The following is a 19890-nucleotide window of genomic DNA, read 5'->3' as shown; positions in this document are numbered from 1 at the left end:
CTGCTTGATGAAGGAAGCGTTGCGCAGGGTCCGACGGGCGCAAAAAGGCCCCGTTCCCGCTGCAATGGGCCTTGTCCGGGGGTTAAGAAAGCGCTATATCAGCGCCAATTCATCTTCTCATACGATCCGCGTAGTGAGAGTGGGCCCGCAAGGACCCGCTCTTTTTTATTACCTGAACGCGGCTCGGCGGGAGATGCGCCCGACGCGTCGTCGGGAAAGTTCCGAAGCGGGCTTTGACATCGTAACCAAGCCTTAACCATCGAGCGCTCTGACCCTGGACATGACCGAACCGAACCCTGGTTCCACGGATGCCGAATTGCTGGCCGAGCCGCGGCTCGTGGTCGAGCCCGGCGTCGCGGCACGGGTGTCCGCGGTGGCAGCTCCCGTGCTGCAGGGCATGGGCTACCGCCTGGTCCGGATCCGCATTTCCGGCGAGGCCGGCTGCACCGTGCAGATCATGGCCGAGCGGCCGGACGGCTCGATGCAGATCGAGGATTGCGAGGCGATCTCGCGGGCGCTGTCGCCCGTGCTCGACGTCGCCGATCCCATCGACCGCGCCTATCGGCTCGAGATCTCCTCGCCGGGAATCGACCGCCCGCTGGTGCGCCGCTCCGATTTCGAGCGCTATTCCGGGCACCTGGTGAAGATCGAGATGGCGGTCGCGCATGAGGGGCGCAAGCGCTTCCGCGGCACGCTCGGCGCCGTCGAGGGCGACCGCGTGCATCTGCATCGCGACGATGCCAAGGCTGGCGACGATGCCGACGTTCTCCTGACCATGGAGGATATCGGCGATGCCCGGCTGGTGCTGACCGACGAGCTGATCGCCGAATCCATGCGCCGCGGCAAGGCCGAGGCGCGCGAGATGCGGCGCAATCTCGGTCTCGAGCCGCCGCAGGCGCCGCACGCCAGGATCAGCGAGAAGACCACCAAGAACACCAAGCCGAAGAAGAAGCCGGCCCCGACCAACACGAAGAAACATCGCCTTGCCGCCGAACGCGCGCGGCGCGGCGAGATCGAGCCTGACCAAGGAGACTAGCCATGGCAGTCAGCGCCAACCGACTCGAATTGCTTCAGATCGCCGACGCCGTCGCACGCGAAAAGTCGATCGACCGCGGCATCGTCATCGCGGCGATGGAGGACGCCATCGCCAAGGCGGCGCGCGCACGTTACGGCAGCGAGACTGACGTTCATGCCGAGATCGACCCGAAGAAGGGCGAGCTGCGGCTGTCGCGCCACATGCTGGTGGTCGACAAGGTCGAGAATCACTCCAACCAGATCTCGCTGGTGGACGCGCAGCGCGCCAATCCCGGCGCCCAGGTCGGCGACACCATCGCCGACACCCTGCCGCCGCTGGAATATGGCCGCATCGCCGCGCAATCGGCCAAGCAGGTCATCGTGCAGAAGGTGCGCGAGGCCGAGCGCGACCGGCAGTACCAGGAATTCAAGGACCGCATCGGCGACATCGTCAATGGCGTCGTCAAGCGCGTCGAATATGGCAGCGTGATCGTCGATCTCGGCCGCGGCGAAGCCATCATCCGCCGCGACGAGATGCTGCCGCGCGAGGTGTTCCGCAACGGCGACCGCGTTCGCGCCTACATCTTCGACGTCCGCCGCGAGACGAGAGGCCCGCAGATCTTCCTCTCCCGCACCCATCCCCAGTTCATGGCGAAGCTGTTCGCGCAGGAAGTGCCGGAGATCTATGACGGCATCGTCGAGATCAAGGCGGTGGCCCGCGATCCGGGCTCGCGCGCGAAAATCGGCGTGATTTCCCGCGATTCCTCGGTCGATCCGGTCGGCGCCTGCGTCGGCATGCGCGGCTCGCGCGTGCAGGCCGTGGTCAACGAGCTGCAGGGCGAGAAGATCGACATCATTCCATGGTCGCCCGACATCGCGACCTTCGTGGTCAACGCGCTGGCGCCGGCGGAAGTCTCCAAGGTCGTGATCGACGAGGACCGCGAGCGCATCGAGGTCGTGGTGCCCGACACCAACAACCAGCTCTCGCTCGCGATCGGCCGCCGCGGCCAGAACGTGCGCCTGGCCTCGCAGCTCACCGGCTGGGATATCGACATCCTGACCGAGCAGGAGGAATCGGAGCGCCGCCAGGCCGACTTCGAGAACTCGACCCGGGTCTTCATGGAATCGCTTAACGTCGACGAAGTGGTCGGCCAGCTGCTGGCGTCCGAGGGCTTCACCTCGGTCGAGGAGCTCGCGATGGTGGACGTCAAGGAGCTCGCCGGCATCGAGGGCTTCGACGAGGAGACCGCGCAGGAGCTGCAGAATCGCGCCCGCGAATATCTGGAGCAGCAGGAAGCCGAGCTCGAGGCGAGGCGCAAGGAGCTCGGCGTCGAGGACGCGCTCAAGGACGTGCCCGGCGTGACCTCGAAGATGCTGGTGAAGTTCGGCGAGAACGACATCAAGAGCGTCGAGGACCTCGCCGGCTGCGCCACCGACGATCTGGTCGGCTGGACCGAGCGCAAGGAAGGCAGCGAGCCGACCAAGCACGCCGGCGCGCTCGACGGCATCGACATCTCCCGTGACGACGCCGAAGCGATGATCATGCAGGCCCGCGTCAAGGCCGGCTGGATCACCGAAGCCGATCTCGCCAAGCCCACCGAGGAGGCCGAGGCGACCGAAGATCAACCGGCTTAAGGGCAAAGGAGAATGTCGCCCGGATGCTTGCAGATTCCGACCTCGAACTTGACCATGGCCCGCGGACCGAAAGGTCCGCGACCATGCGCATGTGCGCGGTCAGCCGCGAGGTCCGGCCGATCGACGAGCTGATCCGCTTCGTTGCATCGCCTGACGGACAAATAGTTCCCGATCTCAAGCGCAAGCTGCCCGGACGCGGGATGTGGCTCACCGCCTCCCGCAAGACGGTTGCGGAAGCGGTGCGGCGTCACCAATTTAGCAAGGCCTTCAAGCGCGAGCTGCGCATCCCTCAGACGCTTCCCACCGACATCGAGGCGCTCCTGGTCCGGAGCGTGACCGAAGCCCTTGGGATCGCCGCCAAGGCGGGTCAGGTCGTGGCCGGCTTCGGCAAGGTCGAGAGCGCCCTCCGGGAAGGAACGGTCGAGGTCCTGATCCATGCCAGCGACGGGGCCGCGGACGGAATCCGCAAATTGGACATGCTGGCGCGTCAGAATGCCGGGAATCGCGGTGCTAAGGCGCAGATTCCCGTCGTCACCGCTCTGAAATCGGTAGAATTGGATTTGGCACTGACCCGGTCAAATGTGATACATGCTGCCCTGCTCGCGGGCCCGGCGAGCAAGTCATTCCTGTCACGTAGCCAGATCCTGGTCCGATACCGGATGGCGGACGACGACAAGACTGCCGAAAAACCCGGCCAGGATTTCTGAGAGACAACGACGACCCGATTGGATGGTGCGGCAACGCACAACACTGATAAATCAGGATTAGGACTGCTGAATGGTTGATACCAAGACCCCTGGCGACAAGAAGCTGAGCGTTCCGAGCAAGACGCTATCGCTCAAGCCGCGCGTCGAAACGGGCACCGTGCGCCAGAGCTTCAGCCATGGCCGCAGCAAGCAGGTCGTGGTCGAGAAGCGCGGCAAGCGCCGCATTGGCGATGGACCCGAGCCGCACGCGCCCGAGGTGACGGCAAAGCCGGCGCCGGCCGCACCCGCCGCGCCGCCGCGTCCGGCTCCGCCCCCGCCGCGCAACGCCGGTTCCGGCGTGGTGCTTCGCACCCTCACCGAGGATGAGCGTTCGGCCCGTGCCAGTGCGCTGGCCGATGCCAAGCTGCGCGAGGTCGAGGAACGCCGCCAGGCCGAGGAAGAGGCCCAGCGCCGCGCCGCCCGTGAGGCTGCCGAGCGCGCCGAGCGCGAAGCCGCCGAATCCCGCCGCAAGGCCGAGGAAGAGCGCCACCGTCACGAGGACGAAGCCAAGCGGAAGGCCGAGACCGAGGCCAAGAAGCGTTTTGGCGAAGGCGAGCAGCCGTCCGCACCGCGTCCCGCCGCCGCGGTACCGGCCGCCTCCGCACCGCGCCCCGGTGCGCCTGCGTCCCGGCCTGGAACCACCACCACAGCGCGTCCTGGAACCACGACGGCGCGCCCTGCAACCACGACCGCGCAGCGTCCGGGTGGACCGGCTGGCCGCGGCCCCGCCGTTGCGGCCGAAGCTGACGACGACGAGGCGCCGCGCCAGATCCGCCGCGGTCCCGGCGGCGCCGCGCGTCCCGTGGTGGCCCCCAAGCCCACCCACAAGCCCGGCCCGCAGAAGGAGCGCGGCCGCCTGACCGTCGTCACCGCGCTCAATGCCGATGAGGTGCGCGAGCGCTCGATCGCCTCGTTCCGCCGCCGCACCCAGCGCCTGAAGGGCCACGCTTCGAACGAGCCCAAGGAAAAGCTCATCCGCGAAGTGGTCATTCCGGAAGCGATCACCATCCAGGAACTCGCCAACCGCATGTCCGAGCGCGCGGTCGACGTCATCCGCATGCTGATGAAGCAGGGCGCGATGCACAAGATCACCGACGTGATCGACGCCGACACCGCGCAGCTGATTGCCGAAGAGCTCGGCCACACCGTCAAGCGCGTTGCCGCCTCCGACGTTGAAGAAGGTCTGTTCGACGCTACCGACGATTCGACCGACACCGAGACCCGTTCGCCCGTGGTGACCGTCATGGGTCACGTCGACCACGGCAAGACCTCGCTGCTCGACGCGCTCCGTCACGCCAACGTGGTCTCCGGCGAAGCCGGCGGCATCACCCAGCACATCGGCGCCTATCAGGTGACATCGCCTGAAACCGGCAAGAAGATCACCTTCATCGACACGCCCGGCCACGCAGCGTTCACCGCGATGCGCGCCCGCGGCGCCAAGGTGACCGACATCGTCGTGCTGGTGGTCGCGGCCGATGACGGCGTGATGCCGCAGACGGTCGAAGCCATCAATCACGCCAAGGCGGCCGGCGTGCCGATCATCGTTGCCATCAACAAGATCGACAAGCCCGATGCCAAGCCCGAGCGCGTGCGCACCGAGCTGCTCCAGCACGAGGTGCAGGTGGAATCTTTCGGCGGCGAAGTCGTCGACGTCGAGGTGTCCGCCAAGAACAAGACCAATCTCGACAAGCTGCTCGAGATGATCGCGCTGCAGGCCGAAATCCTCGACCTCAAGACCAATTCGGAGCGTCCGGCCGAAGGCACCGTGATCGAGGCCAAGCTCGATCGCGGCCGTGGTCCGGTCGCGACCGTGCTGGTCCAGCGCGGCACTCTTCGCGTCGGCGACATCATCGTCGCCGGTGCCGAAATGGGCCGCGTCCGCGCGCTGATCTCCGATCAGGGCGAGACCGTGCAGGAGGCCGGCCCCTCGGTGCCGGTCGAGGTGCTCGGCTTCAACGGCCCGCCTGAGGCCGGCGATCGTCTCGCGGTGGTCGAGAACGAAGCCCGCGCCCGCCAGGTCACCAGCTACCGCGCGCACCAGAAGCGCGAGAACGCGGCAGCCTCGATCTCCGGCATGCGCGGCTCGCTCGAGCAGATGATGTCGCAATTGAAGACGGCGGGCCGCAAGGAATTCCCGCTGATCGTCAAGGCCGACGTGCAGGGCTCGCTGGAAGCCATCCTCGGCTCGCTGGAGAAGCTCGGCACCGACGAGGTCGCCGCCCGCATCCTGCATGCCGGCGTCGGCGGCATCTCGGAATCCGACGTGACGCTGGCCGAAGGCTTCAACGCCGCGATCATCGGCTTCTCGGTTCGCGCCAACAAGGAGGCCGCTGCGGCCGCCAAGCGCAACGGCATCGAGATCCGCTACTACAACATCATCTACGACCTCGTGGACGACGTGAAGAAGGCGATGAGCGGTCTGCTCGCGCCGACCTTGCGCGAAACCATGCTGGGCAATGCCGAGATCCTGGAGATCTTCAACATCTCCAAGGTCGGCAAGGTCGCCGGCTGCCGCGTCACCGACGGCACCGTGGAACGCGGCGCCAATGTGCGCCTGATCCGCGACAACGTCGTCGTGCACGAAGGCAAGCTGTCGACGCTGAAGCGCTTCAAGGACGAAGTGAAGGAAGTCCAATCCGGCCAGGAATGCGGCATGGCCTTCGAGAACTACCACGACATGCGTGCCGGTGACGTGATCGAGTGTTATCGCGTGGAGACGATCCAGCGCTCCCTGTAAGTCCAAATCTTACCGAAGCGTTCGGATCTTTTTGAACTGAGATTGCGGGAGTGCGATGGCCGGTTTTTTCCGGCCATCCACCCCCTCTTCGTTTCAACAGGACAAATGACAATGCCCGTGTCCCAGATGCGGGCATGACGAGGTGATTTTCGAAAAAATGCCACGGCATCATCAGAAGAAGAGTTCCGCGCCCGGCGGCTCGCAGCGTCAGCTGCGCGTCGGCGAGCAGGTTCGCCACGCGATGGCCGATATTCTGGCGCAAGGCAATGTGCATGATGCCGACCTCGAAGGTCACATCATCACCGTGCCGGAGGTGCGGATGTCGCCCGACCTGAAGCTCGCGACGGTCTACGTGATGCCGCTCGGTGGCCGCGACACCGAGATCGTCATCGCTGCGCTCGAGCGCAACAAGAAGTTCTTGCGCGGCGAGGTCGCGCGGCGCGTTAACCTGAAATTTGCACCTGACATTCGCTTCCGCGTCGACGAACGATTCGACGAAGCGGAACGGATCGAGAAGCTTTTGCGAACGCCTGCGGTGCAGAAGGATTTGGAACAGGATCCGCATTCGGATCGGGAAGAAGAGCAATGACCATGGACCCCGCTCACGGCACGATCGGCGGCAACGACACCGATCAGCGCGACGCGCAGACCAACGATTTCGCGGAGATGGGCGGCAATTCGCAGCCGCATCAGGAGCCGCGCCGCGTCAACAACGATCCGCGGGCCAAGCAGCAGAAGGGCAACCAGGTCCGCCGCGACCGCCGCGACGTCCATGGCTGGGTCGTGCTCGACAAGCCGATCGGCATGACCTCGACGCAGGCGGTCGCCGTGCTCAAGCGCCTGTTCAACGCCAAGCGCGCCGGACACGCCGGCACGCTCGATCCGCTCGCCTCGGGGGGCTTGCCGATCGCGCTCGGGGAAGCCACCAAGACCGTCCCCTTCGTGATGGACGGCCGCAAGCGCTACCGCTTCACGGTCTGCTGGGGCGAGGAGCGCGACACCGACGACATCGAGGGCCGAGTGACCGCGACCTCGGACCAGCGCCCGAGCCGGGAGGCCATCCTGGCTTTGCTGCCCCGCTTCACCGGGGTGATCGAGCAGATCCCGCCGCGCTATTCGGCGATCAAGGTCCAGGGCGAGCGCGCCTATGACCTCGCCCGCGACGGCGAGATCGTGGAACTGGCGCCCCGCCCGGTCGAGATTCACCATTTAACCCTTGTCGATCAACCAGATAACGACCGGGCCGTGTTCGAGGCCGAGTGCGGCAAGGGCACCTATGTGCGGGCGCTCGCCCGCGATATGGGCCGGATTCTCGGCACTTACGGCCATATCTGCGCGCTGAGGCGGACCCTGGTCGGCCCATTTGGCGAAAACGACATGATTCCGCTGGATCAGTTGGAGTCTTTGTGCGATAGAGCCGCGTCCGGCGAGGGCAGCCTCGCCGACGCGCTTTTGCCCGTTGAGACCGCGCTGGACGACATCCCGGCACTGGCCGTCACTCGGGCTGATGCGGCAAGGCTCCATCGGGGCCAGGCCGTTTTGTTGCGCGGACGGGATGCGCCCACTTGTAGCGGCACAGTCTATGTCACGGTGGCAGGCCGTCTTTTGGCGCTTGCCGAAGTTGGCAATGGCGAAATCATCCCCAAGCGTGTGTTCAACCTGACCGGCCTGACTGCCAGCCCCGGTCGCAACGAGAGAAATTGACGATGTCGATTGCCGCAGAACGCAAAGCGGAAGTCATCAAGACGAATGCCACCAAGGCCGGCGACACCGGCTCGCCCGAGGTTCAGGTCGCGATCCTGTCGGAACGCATCAACAACCTCACCAACCATTTCAAGACCCACGTGAAGGACAACCATTCGCGTCGTGGCCTCTTGAAGCTGGTCTCGACCCGCCGCTCGCTCCTCGACTACCTCAAGAAGAAGGACGAGGCGCGGTACAAGGCGCTGCTCGAGAAGCACAATATTCGTCGTTAAGAGTTCCTGCGCGCGCCACCGGCGCGCGTTTTCGCGCGTGGTTTCGAACGAAAGCGCTTGTTTTAAGCTTTTTGATCGAGGTTGCGCGCACGTCGGATGCAGGTCGTTGGCGGCCGGCATCCGGGCATGAACGGCGAAGACCGCGGTTCGGTGTTCGCAGTCGTGCCGACTGACAGTCCAGCAGCAATCCGGCGGCTGGGCACAACGGGCAAGGCGCCCGTATGACCCGAAAGGATGGACGCCATCCGACATCCAAAAACCATGGCAGGATCGCAGGACGCTGATCATCCGCTCCGATCAGCGTCCCGCAATCTTGCGCATGGTTTTTGTTTTTCGAGAGCCGTCCCTTCTTTCGAGAACCCATGAAAGAAGACCTCTATGTTCAATAAGCATTCAGTCGAAATCGACTGGGGCGGACGCCCACTCAAGCTCGAAACCGGCAAGATCGCCCGCCAGGCCGACGGCGCCGTCGTCGCCACCTATGGCGAGACCGTGGTGCTCGCCACCGTCGTCGCGGCGAAGGCGCCGCGCGAGGGCGTCGACTTCCTGCCGCTGACCGTCGATTACCAGGAAAAGGCCTACGCTGCGGGCCGCATTCCCGGCGGCTATTTCAAGCGCGAGGGCCGTCCGACCGAGAAGGAGACGCTGGTCTCCCGCCTGATCGACCGACCGATCCGCCCGCTGTTCGTCGACGGCTGGCGTAACGAGACCCAGGTGATCGTCACCGTGCTGTCGCACGACATGGAGAACGATCCCGACGTCGTGGCGATGGTCGCGGCCTCCGCGGCGCTGACGCTGTCCGGCGTGCCGTTCAAGGGCCCGATCGGCGCGGCCCGCGTCGGCTTCGCCAACGACGAGTTCATTCTCAATCCGACGCTCGACGAGATGGTCGACACCCAGCTCGACCTCGTCGTCGCCGGCACTGCCGACGCCGTGCTGATGGTGGAATCGGAAGCCAAGGAACTGAACGAAGACATCATGCTCGGCGCGGTGATGTTTGGTCACCGCCACTTCCAGCCTGTCATCAACGCGATCATCGAGCTCGCCGAGAAGGCCGCCAAGGAGCCGCGCGAAGTCACCGTCATCGACAACGCCGCGCTCGAGAAGGAGATGCTCGGCCTGGTCGAGCAGGAGCTGCGCGCCGCCTATGCGATTCCGATCAAGCAGGAGCGTTATGCCGCCGTCGGCGTCGCCAAGGAAAAGGTGATGGCCCACTACTTCCCGGAGGGCCAGGAGCCGAAATACGACAAGCTCCGTGTCGCCGGCGTGTTCAAGGAGCTCGAGGCCAAGATCGTTCGCTGGAATATTCTCGACACCGGCAAGCGCATCGACGGCCGCGACAGCAAGACGGTGCGCAACATCGTCGCCGAGGTCGGCGTGCTGCCCCGCGCCCACGGCTCGGCGCTGTTCACCCGCGGCGAGACCCAGGCGATGGTCGTGACCACGCTCGGCACCGGCGAGGACGAGCAGTACATCGACGCGCTGTCCGGAACCTACAAGGAAACGTTCCTGCTGCACTACAACTTCCCGCCCTATTCGGTCGGCGAGACCGGCCGCCTCGGCGGCACCAAGCGCCGCGAGATCGGCCACGGCAAGCTGGCCTGGCGCGCGATTCGTCCGGTGCTGCCGCCGCACCATGAATTCCCCTACACCACGCGCGTGGTCTCGGAGATCACCGAGTCCAACGGCTCGTCCTCGATGGCTTCGGTCTGCGGCGCCTCGCTGGCGCTAATGGATGCGGGCGTGCCGCTGAAGCGGCCGACCGCGGGCATCGCGATGGGCCTGATCCTCGAAGACAAGCGCTTTGCGGTTCTCTCGGACATCCTCGGCGACGAGGACCATCTCGGCGACATGGACTTCAAGGTCGCCGGCACGGAAGCGGGCATCACCTCGCTCCAGATGGACATCAAGATCGAGGGCATCACCGAAGAGATCATGAAGGTCGCGCTGGCTCAGGCCAAGGACGGCCGCATCCATATCCTCGGCGAGATGGCCAAGGCCCTCACCGCGGCCCGCGCCGAGCTCGGCGAATATGCGCCGCGCATCGAGACCTTCAAGATCGCCACCGACAAGATCCGCGAGGTGATCGGCACCGGCGGCAAGGTGATCCGCGAGATCGTCGAGAAGACCGGCGCCAAGGTCAACATCGAGGATGACGGCACCGTGAAGGTCGCCTCCAGCGACGGCGAGGCGATGAAGGCGGCGATCAAGTGGATCAAGTCGATCGCGTCCGATCCGGAAGTCGGCCAGATCTATGACGGCACTGTCGTCAAGGTGATGGAGTTCGGCGCCTTCGTGAACTTCTTCGGTTCCAAGGATGGTCTCGTCCACATCAGCCAGCTCGCGGCCAACCGCGTGCAGAAGACCTCCGACGTCGTCAAGGAAGGCGACAAGGTCAAGGTCAAGCTGCTCGGCTTCGACGATCGCGGCAAGACCCGCCTGTCGATGAAGGTGGTCGACCAGACCACGGGCGAAGACCTCGAAGGCAAGGACAAGGGCGGCGAGGGCGAGAAGGCCCCGCGCGAAGCCGCCGGCGAGTAAGGCCTCGCGACAGTCCGGAAACGCGAAGGGCGGCCGAGAGGCCGCCCTTTTTCTTTGCCATGCCGCCTGCATCATCGCGGGCCATGCGCGCTTCCGCCGCAGCGTCGGAGTGACCGCGATCGAAACCCGGAATGGTTGGTCTTGCGTAGCTATCGGACCGCCGTACGCTTCATCAGCGGATCGTCCCAAGACAGGAGAACCAAATGACGTCCATATCCCGGCGCCGCCTCATGTTCACTGCAACCGGCCTCGTCGCGGCTGCCGCTGCCCCGCGCATGGCGTTTGCGCAAGCCGGCGCGGCGGCCACAGGGCCGTTCAAGCTCGATCCTTTGGCCTATCCGGCGAATGCGCTGGAACCGCATATCGATGCCAAGACGATGGAAATCCACCACGACCGCCATCATCAGGCGTTCATCACCAACCTGAACAATTTCGCCAAGGACAATCCGCAGATCGCGGGAAAGCCGGTCGGCGAGGTGCTGGGCAATCTCGGGGCCATTCCCGACGCGATCCGCACCGGCGTCCGCAACAACATGGGCGGCCACGCCAACCACACGATGTTCTGGCAGATCATGGGACCGAACGGCGGCAAGCCGGAAGGTGCCCTGCTCGCCGCGATCGACAGCGACCTCGGGGGCATGGAAAAGTTTCAGGCCGACTTCAACGCTGCCGGCGGGCGCGTATTCGGCTCGGGCTGGGTGTTCGTGACCGTCAGCAAGGACGGCAAGCTCGCAATCGAGACGAGGCCCAATCAGGACAATCCGATGATGGACGGCAAGCGGGCCCTGCTCGGCAACGACGTCTGGGAGCACGCCTACTATCTGAACTACCAGAACCGGCGCGCCGATTATCTCAAGGCATGGTGGAATACGGTGAACTGGAAGGCGGTGGGCGAGCGCTACGCTGCCGCGAAGGCCGGCACACTCGACGTGTAACGCCGATCCGGGATGATGAAAAAAGGGCGGCCTCTCGGCCGCCCTTTTGTTTGCGGGCCCCCGATCAGGATCGCGCCGCGATGTCGTAGCGGTCGAGGTTCATCACCTTGGTCCAGGCTTTCGCAAAGTCCTTCACGAACTTCTCCTTGGAGTCCGAGGTGGCATAGACCTCGGCGAAGGCGCGAAGCTGCGAGTGCGAGCCGAAGATCAGATCGACGCGCGTTGCGGTCCACTTGACGGTGTTGGTCTTGCGGTCGCGGCCTTCGTAGACGCCGTCCGCACCGGGCGGTGCCCACTGCGTGCTCATGTCGAGCAGGTTGACGAAATAGTCGTTGCTTAGCGTTCCCACCTTCGAGGTGAAGACGCCGTGCTTCAACCCGCCGGCATTGGCGCCGAGCACACGCAGGCCACCGACCAGCACCGTCATCTCCGGACCGGTCAGCCGCAGCAGCTGGGCGCGGTCGACGAGGGCCTCTTCGGGCTGCATGAACTGATGCCGCTTGCCGATGTAGTTGCGGAAGCCATCGGCTCGCGGCTCCAGCGGGGCGAAGGAGGCCGCATCGGTCTGCTCCTGCGAAGCATCCATGCGGCCCGGCGTGAAGCCGACCTTGACGTCGACGCCGGCATCCTTGGCAGCCTTCTCGACGGCGGCGGTGCCGCCGAGCACGATCAGGTCGGCGAGCGAGACCTTCTTGGCGCCGGATGAGGCGTTGAAGTCCTTCTGGATCGCTTCGAGCTTGCCGAGCACCTTGGCGAGCTGAGCCGGCTCGTTGACCTCCCAGTCCTTCTGCGGAGCAAGGCGGATGCGCGCACCGTTGGCGCCGCCGCGCTTGTCCGAGCCGCGGAACGTCGAGGCCGAGGCCCAGGCCGTCGAGACCAACTCCGGCACCGTCAGGCCCGAGGCCAGGATCTTCGACTTGAGGGCCGCGATGTCCTGCTCACTGACCAGCTCGTGGTTCACGGCCGGGATCGGATCCTGCCAGATCAGCGTCTCCTTCGGCACCAGCGGGCCGAGATAGCGCTGGATCGGACCCATGTCGCGATGGGTGAGCTTGAACCAGGCACGGGCGAAGGCGTCCGCGAACTGATCCGGGTTCTCCAGGAAGCGACGCGAGATCTTCTCATATGCGGGATCGAAGCGCAGCGAGAGGTCGGTCGTCAGCATGGTCGGCCGATGCTTCTTCGACGGATCGAACGCGTCCGGAATGATCGCTTCGGCGTTCTTGGCGGTCCATTGCTGAGCGCCGGCCGGGCTCTTCGTCAGCTCCCATTCGAAGTTGAAGAGATTTTCGAAGAAGTTGTTGCTCCACTTCGTCGGCGTCTTCGTCCAGGTCACTTCCAGACCGCTGGTGATGGAGTCGGCGGAGTGGCCCGCCCCATGCTTGCTCTTCCAGCCGAGGCCCTGGTCTTCAAGCGCACCGGCTTCCGGTTCTGGACCGACCAGCGAGGGATCGCCGGCGCCATGGGTCTTGCCGAAGCTGTGGCCGCCAGCGATCAGCGCGACGGTCTCCTCGTCGTTCATCGCCATGCGGGCGAAGGTCTCGCGGATGTCCTTGGCCGCGGCGACCGGATCCGGCTTGCCGTTCGGGCCTTCCGGATTGACGTAGATGAGGCCCATCTGCACCGCGCCGAGCGGCTCGGCGAGCTGGCGCTCGCCGCTGTAGCGCTCATCACCGAGCCAGGTGCCTTCCGGCCCCCAATAGAGCTCTTCCGGCTCCCAGACGTCGACGCGACCGCCGGCGAAACCAAAGGTCTTGAAGCCCATCGATTCGAGCGCGACGTTGCCGGCGAGCACCATCAGGTCGGCCCAGGAAATCTTCTGGCCGTATTTCTGCTTGATCGGCCAGAGCAGACGGCGCGCCTTGTCGAGATTGGCGTTGTCGGGCCAGCTGTTGAGCGGGGCGAAACGCTGCTGACCGGCGCCGGCGCCGCCGCGGCCGTCGGTGGTGCGATAGGTGCCGGCGCTGTGCCAGGCCATGCGGATCATGAGGCCGCCATAGTGGCCGAAGTCGGCCGGCCACCATTCCTGAGAATCCGTCATCAACGCGGTCAGGTCCTTGATGACCGCGTTCAGGTCGAGCGACTTGAACTCCTTGGCGTAATCGAAGTCCTTGTCCATCGGATCGGACTTGTCGGAATTCTTGTGCAGCACCTCGATGTTGAGCTGCGTCGGCCACCAATCGCGGTTTGAGCGCGTGGGTTTTCCGCCCGAAAACGGGCACTTCGAAGTGTCGTCCATGAATACCTCCTCTGGCGGCGTCGAACTCGCGCCCTTGGCCAGGTAGAACCACTCTAAGCGTCGCGTCCTATCAGGGGAAGTTGACTTTAATGATCGCTGCGATAGGATTTTCTGATGATCAATCTGACGCTGCGCCAGCTCCGGTATTTCGATGCGCTGGCGCGCCACGGCCATTTCGGCCGTGCCGCCGAGGCCTGCTCGATCTCGCAGCCGGCGCTGTCGATGCAGATCAAGGAACTGGAGGAGACGCTCGGCGGCCTGTTGCTGGAGCGCAGCGCGCGCCAGGTCGCGCTGACCCGGTTCGGCGAGGAGCTGGCGCAACGGGTCCGCGACATCCTGCGCTCGGTCGACGAGCTCGGCGATTTCGCGCGCGCTTCGCAGGACCGCTTCGCCGGCCGCCTGCGCATCGGCATGATCCCGACCATCGCGCCCTATTTGCTGCCCAAGATCACCAAGAACCTCACGCGCATGCACCCGGAGCTCGACATCCGCGTGCGCGAGACCATGACGCCGCGGCTGATCCAGGAACTGGTGGAGGGACGGCTCGACACCGCCATCGTGGCGCTGCCGGTGTCGGAGCCATCGCTCACCGAGGTCGCGCTGTTCGAGGAGAAATTTCTGCTGGTGCGGCCGGGCGCCGATGAAGGCACACCGGTGCCGTCACGCGAGATGATGCGCGAGATGCGGCTTCTGCTGCTCGAGGAGGGGCACTGCTTCCGCGACCAGGCACTCTCCTTCTGCAACATGCAGGCCGCGCCGCCGCGCGAGATGCTGGATGCGAACTCCCTGTCGACGCTGGTGCAGATGGTCAGCGCCGGCATCGGCGTGACCCTGATCCCGGAGATGGCGGTGCCGGTGGAGACGCGCTCCGCCTCGGTCTCGCTGGCGCGCTTCCGCGACCCCGAGCCGTCGCGCACCATCGGCATGGTCTGGCGCAAGACCAGCCCGCTGGCGCGGCAGCTGCTGCAGATTTCCGAGGTGGTGTGTCTGTCCGCGGGCAAGGTCCGCGTGCGGCAATCCGTGCGCAGCCAGAAAGCCTGACCGGATGTCGCATCCGATCATCCGCCCCGCCCGCGCGGTTGAATATGACGAGATCGGGCGCGTCTGGATGGAGAGCTGGGTCTCGACCGGGCTCGCCGAAGCCAGCGACTTCCTGCTGGCGAACCTGCGGGCGCGCATCCGGCGCGAGATCGAGAACGGCTGGAGCCTGTTCGTCGCCGACGACCGCGGCACGCTCGCGGCGATGCTGGCGCTGCATCTGCCAAAGCTCTATCTCGACATGCTGTTCGTCGCGCCCGCCTATCAGGGGCAATCGCTCGGGCGGAAGCTGCTCGCCTTCACGCGCACGCAAATACCCGACGAGATGTATCTGCGCTGCGTCCGCGAGAACGAAAAGGCCTGGCGCTGGTACGAGCGCGAAGGCTTTGTGCTCGAGAGGGAAGAGATCGAGCCATCGAACGGGTTCGTGATGAAGTGTTATCGGTGGAAGCGATAGTAGGAGCCGTACGCAGCTTGCTTGGGAGCCGCGCTGGCAACCTGCCGCGTTGACCAACATGTCGTTCGCGCAGCCGGCTCCTTGCCCAGACGTAGTGCGTTGCGAATGCGCTACAAACGCGTCATGAATCGCGCTGTTCGCTTCTCGTCGATGGAAGGTTCCACGCCATGATCAAGCTCTATTGGTCGCCCCGCTCGCGCTCGTTCACGACGCTCTGGCTGATGGAGGAGAGCGGCCTGCCCTATGAGCGCGTGCTGACCGACATCTCGACCGGCGCGCAGAAGGCGCCGGACTATCTGAAGATCAATCCGATGGGCAAGGTGCCGGCGCTGACCGACGGCGATGCCGCGCTCGCCGAAGCCGCCGCGATCTGCGCCTACATCGCCGACCGCTATCCCGAAACCAGGCTCGCGCCAGCCGTGACCGATCCGCGCCGGGCGCGCTACCTGCAATGGCTGTTCTTCTCGCCGGGCTGCATCGAGCCCGCCATTATCCAGATCTTCACCAAGATCGAGATCCCGACCTCGACCGCGGCCTGGGGCAGCGCGACGCAGGTGTTCGACGTGCTGGAGGCCGCGCTCGAGAAGGGCCCGTGGATTCTCGGCGAGGAATTTTCCGCAGCCGACGTCGTCATCGGCTCCGGCCTGAATTTCGCGGTGCGCCTGTTCAAGATGGTGCCGTCGCGCCCGGCGTTCGACGCCTATCTCGCGCGCTGCACGGCGCGGCCGGCCTTCCAGCGCGCGGAGAAGATCGCGGCGGGTTAAGCAAGCTCTCGTAGGGTAGGCAAAGCGAAGTAGCTGCAGTAGCCCGGATGGAGCGCAGCGCAATCCGGGGCAATCGCATCCGCGGATGAGCCTGTCCCGGATTTCGCTGCGCTCCATCCAGGCTACGAAGCTATTCCGATGACTTCAGATCATCCGGCCGCGGCATCAGGATGACGTTGTAGCCGGAATCCACATAATGGACTTCGCCGGTCACCCCGCCGGAGAGATCCGACAACAGATATAGCGCCGAGCCGCCGAGGTCGTCGAGCGTGACGCCGCGGCGCAGCGGCGAATGCTTCTGCATGAAGGCGAACATCGCCCGCGCCTCGCCGATGCCGGAGCCGGCGAGCGTGCGGATGGGGCCGGCGGAGATCGCGTTGACGCGGATGCCGCGCGGTCCGAAATCGGCGGCGAGATAGCGCACGGAGGCCTCCAGCGCCGCCTTGGCCACGCCCATCACGTTGTAGTTCGGCATCGCGCGCTCTGAGGCGCCGAAGGTCAGCGTGATCATGCTGCCCCCCTCCGTCATCAGCTCGGCGGCGCGCTTTGCGACCTCCGTGAACGAGAAGCAGGAGATCACCATGGTGCGCGAGAAATTCTCGCGGCTGGTGTCGGCATAGCGGCCCTTCAGCTCGTTCTTGTCGGCAAAGCCGATCGCGTGGATCACGAAGTCGAGCTTGCCCCACTTTTCGCGGAGCACCGCGAAGGTGGCATCGACGCTGGCGATGTCCTCGACGTCGCAAGGCAGCACCAGATCGACGCCGAGGTGCTCCGCCAGCGGCTTGACGCGCTTGCCGAGCGCCTCGCCCTGGAAGGTGAAGGCAAGCTCGGCGCCATGGGCATGAAGCGTCCGCGCCATGCCCCAGGCGATGGAATGATCATTGGCGATGCCCATGATCAGACCGCGCTTGCCTTTCATCAAACCTTCCATACCGCCATCGCTCCTATTTTCGACGTCATCGCCCGCGCAGGCGGGCGATCCAGTATTCCAGAGACCGTCGTGATAAATAGAGAAGCCGCGGCGTACTGGATGCCCCGCCTTCGCGGGGCATGACAAAGTCAGAGATCACGCATCCAGCCGGCTGAACACCAGCGTGGCGTTGGTGCCGCCGAAGCCGAAGGAGTTCGACAGCACGGTGCCGATCTTGGCGTTGTCGATGCGCTTGCGCACGATCGGCATGTCGGCGAACACGGGGTCGAGCTCCTGGATGTGCGCGCTCTCGCAGATGAAGCCGTTGTTCATCATCAGCAGCGAATAGATCGCTTCCTGCACGCCGGTGGCGCCGAGCGAATGGCCGGTCAGCGCCTTGGTCGCCGAGATCGGCGGGCACTTCTCGCCGACGCCGAACACTTTGCGGATCGCCTCGATCTCCGGCGGGTCCCCGGCCGGCGTCGAGGTCGCGTGCGGGTTGATGTAGTCGACCTTGGTTTTCACCGTCGACATCGCCATGCGCATGCAGCGCTCGGCGCCTTCGCCCGACGGCGCCACCATGTCGTGGCCATCAGAGGTCGCGCCATAGCCGACCACCTCGCCATAGATGCGCGCGCCGCGCGCCTTGGCATGCTCGAGCTCTTCCAGCACCAACACGCCGGCGCCGCCGGCGATGACGAAGCCGTCGCGATTGAGATCGTAGGGACGCGAGGCCGTGGCCGGCGTGTCGTTGTACTTCGAGGACATCGCGCCCATGGCGTCGAACAGCACCGACAGTGACCAGTCCAGCTCCTCGCAGCCGCCGGCGAAGATGACGTCCTGCTTGCCGATCTGGATGGTCTCATAGGCATTGCCGACGCAATGGTTCGAGGTCGCGCAGGCCGATGAGATCGAATAGTTCACGCCCTTGATCTTGAACCAGGTCGCGAGCGTCGCGGATGCCGTGGAGGACATCGCCTTCGGCACCGCAAACGGGCCGACGCGCTTCGGTCCCTTGGAGCGGGTGATGTCGGCGGCTTCGACGATGGTGCGCGCCGAGGGGCCGCCGGAGCCCATGATGATGCCGGTGCGGATGTTGGAGACTTCGTCGGGCGACAGGCCGGAATCCTGGATCGCCTGCTCCATCGCGATGTGATTCCACGCCGCGCCCTGGCCGAGGAAGCGCATCGCGCGGCGGTCGACCACCGTCGACGGATCGAGCGACGGCTCGCCTTGCACCTGCGAACGGAAGCCGAGCTCGGCATATTTCTCAGCCCGCGAAATGCCCGACTTCGCCTCGTGAAGGCTCGCAAGCACTTCCTGGGTGTTGTTTCCGATCGACGAGACGATGCCCATCCCGGTGACCACAACCCGCCTCATGACAGCCTCGCCTCAATCGTTGTCTTCTTAGTGATGCGCTCAGCCCAGGCTCGTGCCCTGCTTGAACAGGCCGACCTTCAGATCCTTGGCGCGATAGATAATCTGGTCATCGACCGAAAGCCACCCGTCGGCGATGCCGAGCACGAGCTTCGAACGCATCACGCGCTTGATATCGACGTTGTACACAACCTTGCGGGCGTCGGTCAGCACCTGGCCGCCGAACTTCAGCTCGCTCAGGCCAAGCGCCCGGCCGCGGCCTTCCCCCCCGCTCCAGCCGAGGTAGAAGCCGACCATCTGCCACAGCGCATCGAGTCCGAGGCAGCCGGGCATGACCGGATCGTTCTTGAAATGGCAGCCGAAGAACCAGAGGTCGGGCTTCACGTCGAGCTCGGCGCGCACCAGACCCTTGCCGAACTCACCGCCATTGTCGTTGATGTCGGTGATGCGGTCGAACATCAGCATCGGCGGCAGCGGCAGCTGGGCGTTGCCTGGGCCGAACATCTCGCCGCGGGCACAGGCCAGCAGATCTTCATAGTCGTAACCGTTGCGCCTGTTCAGCATTCACGAGCCTCTGTTCAAATCCCGATTGAGCGGCGTTCCTGGCGAAAATGGGCCCGTCTCGATCGGACCGCCAATCGCCACCGCCGGCCGCGACTTGCGCAAGCTTCGCATGGATTGCCAACCGGGCCTCCATGCCCGGCTGCGCCAAAATCGGCTAAGCGGAACCGCGCGCTCTCTAACACAGGCCATTTCGGGTAGCAAAGCGCAGAGATGAAGGTAAAATGACGGGCTCCCCCAACCGGTTCCGAGCCTAATTAGAACGTCTCTAGTTGCGAGAAACTTGCATCTGCATCTTTCTCTTCTTATGTTACAGGGAGATATTGTTCACGCGTGCCCGAAATCTTGGAAATGAACGAGAATACCGCGTCCCAACACGACGACGACCATGCCGCGGCCCTCCTGTCCGGCCGCCAGCCGGCCCTGACCGGGTGTCCCTGGCACGACGTCAACGAAATGCTGCAGTCCGCGGGGTTGCGGCCGACGCGCCAGCGCATGGCGCTGGGCTGGCTGCTGTTCGGCAAGGGCGCACGCCACCTCACGGCTGAAATGCTCTACGAGGAAGCCACCCTCGCCAAGGTCCCGGTGTCGCTGGCGACCGTCTACAACACGCTGAACCAGCTCACCGATGCCGGCCTGCTGCGCCAGGTCAGCGTCGACGGCACGAAGACCTATTTCGACACCAACGTCACCACCCACCACCACTATTATCTCGAGAACAGCCACGAGCTGGTCGACATCGAGGATCCGCATCTGGCGCTGTCCAAGATGCCGGAGGTGCCCGAGGGCTACGAGATCTCCCGCATCGACATGGTCGTGCGCCTGCGCAAGAAGCGCTGAGCTAATCCTGCATCACTGATTTGGTCGTCATGGCCGGGCATAGCCGTCCAAAGGGACGGCGTCGCTTGCGCTCGCCTATGTCCCGGCCATCCACGTTTTGGGACTAGTCAGAAGAGCGTG

General features: G+C 65.0%; 17 protein-coding genes. 13 read left to right on the top strand and 4 right to left on the bottom strand.

Features of this window, described 5'->3' with window-relative positions:
- The first annotated feature begins 280 nt into the window (after positions 1 to 280).
- The 9 genes from rimP (at position 281) to I6F24_RS31615 (ending at position 11584) form a co-directional block, all read left to right on the top strand.
- On the top strand, positions 281 to 1036 hold the full coding sequence (rimP, locus tag I6F24_RS31655; protein ID WP_036024509.1) for a ribosome maturation factor RimP: 756 nt from the start codon (positions 281 to 283) through the stop codon (positions 1034 to 1036).
- 2 nt (positions 1037 to 1038) lie between these two features.
- Positions 1039 to 2649, top strand: a complete 1611-nt coding sequence (nusA, locus tag I6F24_RS31650; RefSeq protein WP_036024506.1) for a transcription termination factor NusA — start codon at positions 1039 to 1041, stop codon at positions 2647 to 2649.
- A gap of 23 nt (positions 2650 to 2672) precedes the next feature.
- Positions 2673 to 3356: an RNA-binding protein gene (locus I6F24_RS31645; protein ID WP_025032907.1), complete on the top strand. Its 684-nt coding sequence runs from the start codon at positions 2673 to 2675 to the stop codon at positions 3354 to 3356.
- Positions 3357 to 3426: 70 nt separating this feature from the next.
- The gene (gene infB, locus I6F24_RS31640) at positions 3427 to 6132 is read left to right on the top strand and encodes a translation initiation factor IF-2 (RefSeq protein WP_074447575.1); all 2706 of its coding nucleotides are present in this window, start codon (positions 3427 to 3429) and stop codon (positions 6130 to 6132) included.
- A 157-nt stretch (positions 6133 to 6289) separates the two neighbouring features.
- Positions 6290 to 6721 carry a 30S ribosome-binding factor RbfA gene (gene rbfA, locus I6F24_RS31635; RefSeq protein ID WP_036008998.1) on the top strand — a complete coding sequence of 144 codons (432 nt, stop codon included), beginning with the start codon at positions 6290 to 6292 and terminating at the stop codon, positions 6719 to 6721.
- Positions 6718 to 7836 (top strand): tRNA pseudouridine(55) synthase TruB, encoded by a 1119-nt coding sequence (truB, locus tag I6F24_RS31630; RefSeq protein ID WP_036024493.1) that lies wholly within the window; start codon positions 6718 to 6720, stop codon positions 7834 to 7836. The genes rbfA and truB overlap by 4 nt, the downstream gene beginning before the upstream one ends.
- 2 nt (positions 7837 to 7838) lie before the next feature.
- Positions 7839 to 8108, top strand: a complete 270-nt coding sequence (gene rpsO / locus I6F24_RS31625) for a 30S ribosomal protein S15 (RefSeq protein ID WP_008540131.1) — start codon at positions 7839 to 7841, stop codon at positions 8106 to 8108.
- A 378-nt stretch (positions 8109 to 8486) separates the two neighbouring features.
- A complete protein-coding gene (pnp, locus tag I6F24_RS31620) occupies positions 8487 to 10649 on the top strand; it encodes a polyribonucleotide nucleotidyltransferase (protein ID WP_036024490.1) in 2163 nt (720 codons plus the stop codon).
- Between the two features lie 203 nt (positions 10650 to 10852).
- Positions 10853 to 11584, top strand: coding sequence for a superoxide dismutase (locus tag I6F24_RS31615; RefSeq protein WP_036024489.1), 732 nt, complete (start codon positions 10853 to 10855; stop codon positions 11582 to 11584).
- A 64-nt stretch (positions 11585 to 11648) separates the two neighbouring features.
- Here I6F24_RS31615 and katG read toward each other — a convergent pair whose 3' ends face one another.
- Positions 11649 to 13823: a catalase/peroxidase HPI gene (gene katG, locus I6F24_RS31610; RefSeq protein ID WP_036009010.1), complete on the bottom strand. Its 2175-nt coding sequence runs from the start codon at positions 13821 to 13823 to the stop codon at positions 11649 to 11651.
- Between the two features lie 114 nt (positions 13824 to 13937).
- On the opposite strand from katG, the gene I6F24_RS31605 reads away from it, so the two are divergent.
- The 3 genes from I6F24_RS31605 to I6F24_RS31595 all read left to right on the top strand — a co-directional run bounded on the left by I6F24_RS31605 (position 13938) and on the right by I6F24_RS31595 (position 16082).
- Positions 13938 to 14864 carry a hydrogen peroxide-inducible genes activator gene (locus I6F24_RS31605; protein ID WP_036024487.1) on the top strand — a complete coding sequence of 309 codons (927 nt, stop codon included), beginning with the start codon at positions 13938 to 13940 and terminating at the stop codon, positions 14862 to 14864.
- Positions 14865 to 14868: 4 nt separating this feature from the next.
- A complete protein-coding gene (locus I6F24_RS31600; protein WP_036024486.1) occupies positions 14869 to 15318 on the top strand; it encodes a GNAT family N-acetyltransferase in 450 nt (149 codons plus the stop codon).
- A 167-nt stretch (positions 15319 to 15485) separates the two neighbouring features.
- Positions 15486 to 16082 (top strand): glutathione S-transferase family protein, encoded by a 597-nt coding sequence (locus I6F24_RS31595; RefSeq protein WP_036024484.1) that lies wholly within the window; start codon positions 15486 to 15488, stop codon positions 16080 to 16082.
- Between the two features lie 130 nt (positions 16083 to 16212).
- On the opposite strand, the gene fabI is transcribed toward I6F24_RS31595, so the two are convergent.
- The 3 genes from fabI to fabA form a co-directional block, all read right to left on the bottom strand.
- Positions 16213 to 17013, bottom strand: a complete 801-nt coding sequence (gene fabI, locus I6F24_RS31590; protein ID WP_225151997.1) for an enoyl-ACP reductase FabI — start codon at positions 17011 to 17013, stop codon at positions 16213 to 16215.
- A gap of 135 nt (positions 17014 to 17148) precedes the next feature.
- Entirely contained in the window at positions 17149 to 18372 is a 1224-nt protein-coding gene (gene fabB / locus I6F24_RS31585) for a beta-ketoacyl-ACP synthase I (RefSeq protein WP_036024480.1), read from the bottom strand.
- Between the two features lie 39 nt (positions 18373 to 18411).
- Positions 18412 to 18933: a bifunctional 3-hydroxydecanoyl-ACP dehydratase/trans-2-decenoyl-ACP isomerase gene (gene fabA, locus I6F24_RS31580; RefSeq protein ID WP_036009034.1), complete on the bottom strand. Its 522-nt coding sequence runs from the start codon at positions 18931 to 18933 to the stop codon at positions 18412 to 18414.
- Between the two features lie 348 nt (positions 18934 to 19281).
- Between fabA and irrA the strand changes: the two genes are divergently transcribed.
- A complete protein-coding gene (gene irrA / locus I6F24_RS31575; RefSeq protein WP_036009037.1) occupies positions 19282 to 19770 on the top strand; it encodes an iron response transcriptional regulator IrrA in 489 nt (162 codons plus the stop codon).
- The last annotated feature ends 120 nt before the right edge of the window (positions 19771 to 19890 follow it).

It is taken from the genome of Bradyrhizobium sp. BRP23 (assembly GCF_020194135.1).
GTDB lineage: Bacteria > Pseudomonadota > Alphaproteobacteria > Rhizobiales > Xanthobacteraceae > Bradyrhizobium > Bradyrhizobium yuanmingense.
This window is presented reverse-complemented; position numbering and strand designations above follow the sequence as displayed.

What these genes read in the sequence shown, in the direction of transcription:
- rimP (WP_036024509.1), top strand. Translation starts at nt 281, where the DNA reads ATGACCGAACCGAACCCTGGTTCCACGGATGCCGAATTGCTGGCCGAG.
- nusA (WP_036024506.1), top strand. Translation starts at nt 1,039, where the DNA reads ATGGCAGTCAGCGCCAACCGACTCGAATTGCTTCAGATCGCCGACGCC.
- I6F24_RS31645 (WP_025032907.1), top strand. Translation starts at nt 2,673, where the DNA reads ATGCTTGCAGATTCCGACCTCGAACTTGACCATGGCCCGCGGACCGAA.
- infB (WP_074447575.1), top strand. Translation starts at nt 3,427, where the DNA reads ATGGTTGATACCAAGACCCCTGGCGACAAGAAGCTGAGCGTTCCGAGC.
- rbfA (WP_036008998.1), top strand. Translation starts at nt 6,290, where the DNA reads ATGCCACGGCATCATCAGAAGAAGAGTTCCGCGCCCGGCGGCTCGCAG.
- truB (WP_036024493.1), top strand. Translation starts at nt 6,718, where the DNA reads ATGACCATGGACCCCGCTCACGGCACGATCGGCGGCAACGACACCGAT.
- rpsO (WP_008540131.1), top strand. Translation starts at nt 7,839, where the DNA reads ATGTCGATTGCCGCAGAACGCAAAGCGGAAGTCATCAAGACGAATGCC.
- pnp (WP_036024490.1), top strand. Translation starts at nt 8,487, where the DNA reads ATGTTCAATAAGCATTCAGTCGAAATCGACTGGGGCGGACGCCCACTC.
- I6F24_RS31615 (WP_036024489.1), top strand. Translation starts at nt 10,853, where the DNA reads ATGACGTCCATATCCCGGCGCCGCCTCATGTTCACTGCAACCGGCCTC.
- katG (WP_036009010.1), bottom strand. Translation starts at nt 13,823, where the DNA reads ATGGACGACACTTCGAAGTGCCCGTTTTCGGGCGGAAAACCCACGCGC.
- I6F24_RS31605 (WP_036024487.1), top strand. Translation starts at nt 13,938, where the DNA reads ATGATCAATCTGACGCTGCGCCAGCTCCGGTATTTCGATGCGCTGGCG.
- I6F24_RS31600 (WP_036024486.1), top strand. Translation starts at nt 14,869, where the DNA reads ATGTCGCATCCGATCATCCGCCCCGCCCGCGCGGTTGAATATGACGAG.
- I6F24_RS31595 (WP_036024484.1), top strand. Translation starts at nt 15,486, where the DNA reads ATGATCAAGCTCTATTGGTCGCCCCGCTCGCGCTCGTTCACGACGCTC.
- fabI (WP_225151997.1), bottom strand. Translation starts at nt 17,013, where the DNA reads ATGGAAGGTTTGATGAAAGGCAAGCGCGGTCTGATCATGGGCATCGCC.
- fabB (WP_036024480.1), bottom strand. Translation starts at nt 18,372, where the DNA reads ATGAGGCGGGTTGTGGTCACCGGGATGGGCATCGTCTCGTCGATCGGA.
- fabA (WP_036009034.1), bottom strand. Translation starts at nt 18,933, where the DNA reads ATGCTGAACAGGCGCAACGGTTACGACTATGAAGATCTGCTGGCCTGT.
- irrA (WP_036009037.1), top strand. Translation starts at nt 19,282, where the DNA reads ATGAACGAGAATACCGCGTCCCAACACGACGACGACCATGCCGCGGCC.